The 4,525-nt window shown below is 57.9% G+C and carries 6 protein-coding genes; 4 read left to right on the top strand and 2 right to left on the bottom strand.

From position 1 onward, the window contains the following. Positions 1–78 precede the first annotated feature (78 nt). From ACUH78_RS18780 to ACUH78_RS18795, 4 genes are all read left to right on the top strand, one after another. Positions 79–588, top strand: a complete 510-nt coding sequence (locus ACUH78_RS18780) for a tetratricopeptide repeat protein (protein ID WP_445334338.1) — start codon at positions 79–81, stop codon at positions 586–588. A 184-nt stretch (positions 589–772) separates the two neighbouring features. Further along, complete coding sequence (locus ACUH78_RS18785) at positions 773–1,021, top strand: acyl carrier protein (protein WP_445334337.1); 249 nt, start codon at positions 773–775, stop codon at positions 1,019–1,021. Between the two features lie 2 nt (positions 1,022–1,023). Beyond that, the gene (locus ACUH78_RS18790) at positions 1,024–1,857 is read left to right on the top strand and encodes a hydrolase 2, exosortase A system-associated (protein WP_445334336.1); all 834 of its coding nucleotides are present in this window, start codon (positions 1,024–1,026) and stop codon (positions 1,855–1,857) included. Further along, positions 1,847–2,713 (top strand): hydrolase 1, exosortase A system-associated, encoded by an 867-nt coding sequence (locus tag ACUH78_RS18795; RefSeq protein WP_445334335.1) that lies wholly within the window; start codon positions 1,847–1,849, stop codon positions 2,711–2,713. The genes ACUH78_RS18790 and ACUH78_RS18795 overlap by 11 nt, the downstream gene beginning before the upstream one ends. Positions 2,714–2,881: 168 nt before the next feature. Here ACUH78_RS18795 and ACUH78_RS18800 read toward each other — a convergent pair whose 3' ends face one another. After that, the gene (locus ACUH78_RS18800) at positions 2,882–3,919 is read right to left on the bottom strand and encodes a GNAT family N-acetyltransferase (protein WP_445334334.1); all 1,038 of its coding nucleotides are present in this window, start codon (positions 3,917–3,919) and stop codon (positions 2,882–2,884) included. A 160-nt stretch (positions 3,920–4,079) separates the two neighbouring features. After that, positions 4,080–4,525: UDP binding domain-containing protein (locus ACUH78_RS18805; protein ID WP_510497599.1), on the bottom strand; the 446-nt coding region annotated here is incomplete at its 5' end.

Raw genomic sequence — 4,525 nt, forward strand, 5'->3', positions numbered from 1 at the left:
GCATGAGCCGACAGCCCCCAAGCGCTGACCGTGGGCTAAACTAAACGGCATTGGGGGCATGGTCCTTATGACTATCGCGTGGATAAGGACAAGTTGCCCGTGGTGGAGTTGCACCACTTTGACGCAGGGGTCGAGACCTTTACCAGGCAGAAAACGGGGGCTTTTGGAGGCGACATCGACTACACCCTGCGGGCTTTTCCGAACCATCATCGCGCGTTGATGGCGATGGTGAATCTCGGGGTCAAGGAAAAGACGAACCATGCGCGAGGTGCGAGATATACGGTGGATTGCTATCTCCTGCGAGCTGAAGCCTACCGCCCCGACGATAGCATGGTGAAAGTCATCTACGGGCTCTACTACCTGAAGCATGGGCGCCCCGGCGACGCAGTGAAGAAGCTCGAGGAAGCGCGTTCAATCGCCGGTGACGATGCCAACGTGCATTACAACCTCGGGCTTGCGTATACCGACCTCAAGGAGTACGACAAGGCGCTGAAGAGCGCGCATGTCGCTTACTCCAAAGGGTTTCCGTTACCCGGACTGCGGGATCGCTTGCGCAGAGCTGGCGTCTGGCGAGATCTGCCACAGTGAGCCTCGATCTCGATTAGTCCTGTTTGGCTGGTAGCGCTGCACCTTGCTTTGGTCTCGGTGGTTGTTGGAGTGCTCGCTTTGCATGTGGTTGCGTGAGGTGTTGGTCATATAATGCTCGCTGCCCACCAAGAGCACCCGACAGCCTGGCCGGGCACACTTCAATGCAAGATCACAGGAGAGCGTTTTGGATATCAAGAAGGAAGTGCTGGCCGTCGTCGACGAGGTGCTCAGCCTCGGGGGGCGTGCGTGTTCGTACACGTTGGATACGCCTCTGCTCGGTGCGGTGCCCGAACTCGACTCGATGGCGGTTGTCGGGGTGATCAACCTGATGGAGGAGCGTTTCGGTTTTGTCGTGGAAGATGACGAGATCGACGGTTCGGCGTTCGCGACGGTCGGCTCTTTGGTTGACTTCGTGGAAGGCAAGCTCGCCTGACCATGAGGGATGTGGTTCGCCAGGCTTTTTTCCTCGAGGCTGGAAGCGGTAGGCGCTTCTGTGTGTTGACGAGGCACCGATCTGCGCTGGTTGGTAACCTTCTTCTTCTGCCGCCGTTTGCGGAAGAGCTGAATAAGTCCCGGCGTATGCTTGCTCTTGCAGCCCAAGTCTATGCGGCCCGGGGATGGAGAGTGATGCAGCACGATTTGCTTGGTTGCGGTGATAGCTCCGGCGATTTTGGCGATGCAAACTGGGCAGCGTGGATTGAAGATGTTGGGCGGTCTTACGCTTGGTTAACTAGCGAAAGCAATGTGCCAACAGTGTTGTGGAGCCTTCGAGCCGGGAGTCTCCTTGCGGCTGAGTGGATGGCACAGAGCGGGAAGAATTTACCCTTGCTTGCCTGGCAACCCGTGATCAACGGCAGGCAACACCTGCAGCAGTTTTTGCGCCTGAAGGGTGTGAGCGAGATGCTTAACGACTCGGACGCCAAGGCCACAATGAGTGCGTTGCGGCGGGCGCTGGCCGAGGATCGTTTGGTGGAGGTTGCGGGTTATACGCTTTCCCCTGGCTTGGTTAGTGGTCTTGAATCGGCGGTCTTGAAGGTTGGGCCGGATCATTCTGAACCGCTTTGTCTGCTTGAACTTGTTGGCCTGACGGACCCGGAGTGCACCCCGGGCTTGCGTCTGTTGGTAGAGCGCCTTCGCGGCGAGGGCCGCACAGTGGAGGCGCTGGCGCTGGAGGGGCCTGCTTTTTGGCAGACCCAGGAGATCGCCACGTCGCCTGTGCTGATCGAAAAGTCGTGCGACGTGCTGGAGGGATGGCTCGATGCATACTGAGCAGGCTGTCGTGTTCGAGTGCGAGGGCGAACTGCTGATCGGGGTAGTGGCGTTACCGGTCACTGTGTGCGAAAGCATGTTGAAGGTCGGGGTGCTCGTTGTCGTCGGTGGTCCGCAGTACCGTGTCGGAAGTCACCGTCAGTTCGTTTTGCTGGCCCGGTTCCTAGCCGATAGCGGTGTTCCGTGCATGCGATTCGATCGCCGCGGGATGGGCGACTCAACCGGGGAAATAAGGGATTTCGAGAATGTCACGCCCGATATCGAGGCTGCCATTGAGGCTTTTGTTCGCCAGGTGCCAGGCTTGGATCAGGTGGTTCTTTGGGGGCTTTGTGACGGTGCGAGCGCGATCTGTTTTAGTTTGGGGCGCAATTCGCGCGTGTCGGGTGCGGTGCTTTTGAACCCATGGGTGCGTACCGCAAGCACTGAAGCGCGCACAATGCTAAAGCACTACTATCTGCGCCGGTTGGTCGACAAACAGTTTTGGCTGAAGCTAATCCGTGGTGGGGTAAGTGTTCGGGGCGCGATGGGCGAGGTTTCCTCGGCGGTCGGGCTGGCCACTCGTCAAGCAAACCAGCAGCTCAGCCCTAAGGTGCAGGGCAGCGTGCCCGAAAGAATGCTAAAGGGCCTTGAGGCATCGCGAGTGCCGGTCGCCATTTTTCTTAGTGGGCGGGATTACGTGGCGAGAGAGTTTGAGCAGTGCGTAGCCGCTGATCGGGCTTGGGCGCGTTTTGTGAATTCTGAACTTTGTGACGTGCGTCATTTCAATGAGGCAGACCACACGTTCTCCAGCGCAGAGTTGAGCGGCTCGGTGGCAGCCGAAACACTTGAGTGGGTCCGTAAGATTTACGCCCGCTGATACGGGTGCGGAAAAAAACGCCTGATTTTGTCCCCGCGACCGAGTTCTACACCCGGGGCGCGCACGTTGAACAGTTTGAGGTACGAAGGCCGCCGAGCTAGATACTCTGAAACGATCGTGGCGGCCCATCGGGTAGATCGGGACATACTCTTGCCGTGAATGAGCCCGTTATTTTTTGGGGCGCAGCCTTTTGAGGAAGCGGCCCCCAAAATGCTTACTAGCTTCAAACAGACCGCGAGGCGTCCGCGGGTTGAAGGCAATGAGTCCATGCCGCTCTCGTCGCAGTGGAGTCCAGTCTTTTTTGTAAGAGTCGTCACCGATCAGGTAGTCGATTTCCCAAACTCGGTCTTTTTCGATCACGTGACGCATTAATTCAGCGGTCATCAGAGTGCCGATTGAGCCATGTTGCCACTCGCCATCGTGCGCCAACTTTACGATTTGCGCTCGTCCGCCGGCTACGAGCCAGATCTGCGCTGCGACCGGGTGGTTTTCGAGATGGATCAAGCCAAGCCGAAGCCAGCCTCTTGAAGCAGCGAGTTTACAGAGACCCGGAATAAACTCCGGAAAGGGCTCGGGGCGTTTCCAGCTCTTGTTGTAAACCGCTACGAAATCCCCTACAGCGCTCTCAAGCTTGCTGTCGTCGTTCGTCACTAAGGTGAAGACGGCTCCTGTTTTCGCTACTTTTTTGCGCGTTCGAGCAAGGGTGTTTTGTAGCCGGGATGGGCGGGCCGATAGGAACGTCTCGAACGAGTGAGTTTCGATCGGGGTGTACCAATTGCCGAAGCGGAAATATCGATCGACCAGCCAACCTGCACTCTGCAGCGCTTCAACGGCGATTTCTATGAAAGGCGATTGGGCGCAGAGTGGAGAAAGATCGATAACTGCCGGGGCATCTGCGTTGTTGATGCGGAGTGTGTGAAATGCCTGTGTGAGCGATTTGGCGGTAGGTAACTCATCGTTAACTGGGCCGTAGATCGGACTGTAAAAGGTCTGTAGCGCCTCGAGCCGCCAATGTGATGTTGGCAGTCTCATCACCGGGAGAGCTGAGAGGCGCCCTTTGGCAGATTCGACTTCGATGCGTGAAGTACTCGTTCCACGGGGAAGGGCTGTACGCGTCAAGAGATCGAACCACTGTTCGCTCAAATGGGGATCAGGGGTTTTCTCGCAGTCATCGGGTTGAAGCGGTGGAATATGGTTTTGGAGCATGGCGCCTTTACATTCGTGGGGCTAACGACTTTGAATGGACTGCGGTAGTACTTCGATCGCGTCTATGCCATTAGTGCTGGCAGATCATGGGGCGCTCTTAACTGCTCGCTTGAGGGCGAGGCAGAGGACCAATGCTTGATGCCCAGTGGTCGATGATTTCTCAGTGGTGCGCCTTTTGGTGGGCTGCTCCAGGATTATCGATTGGGGGAGTGGCAGTTGCGTTGGTGTGGAGACCACTTCCGCGACCGACGCCGTAATATTGCCAGCCGTCACCCTGCAGCCGGTCCGGGCTGTACAAATTTCGCCCATCCACAATTACCTTGCCCTTTAGCAGGCTTTCCATTTCCTCGAAATCCGGTGCCCGGAACTGCTGCCACTCCGTGCAGATCGCCAGCGCATCCGCGCCTTCCAGCGCGCTGTACTTGTTGCCGCACAGCGCCAGGTCGGGCCGTTCGCCGTAGATGCGCCGCGTCTCGTCCATGGCCACCGGATCAAACGCCTGCACGCGCGCGCCCGCCTCCCATAGTGCCTCGATGAGCGTGCGGCTGGGCGCCTCGCGCATGTCGTCGGTGTTGGGCTTGAAGGCCAGGCCCCAGACGGCGATGG

It is taken from the genome of Thauera sp. ZXT1-4 (genome assembly GCF_052598215.2).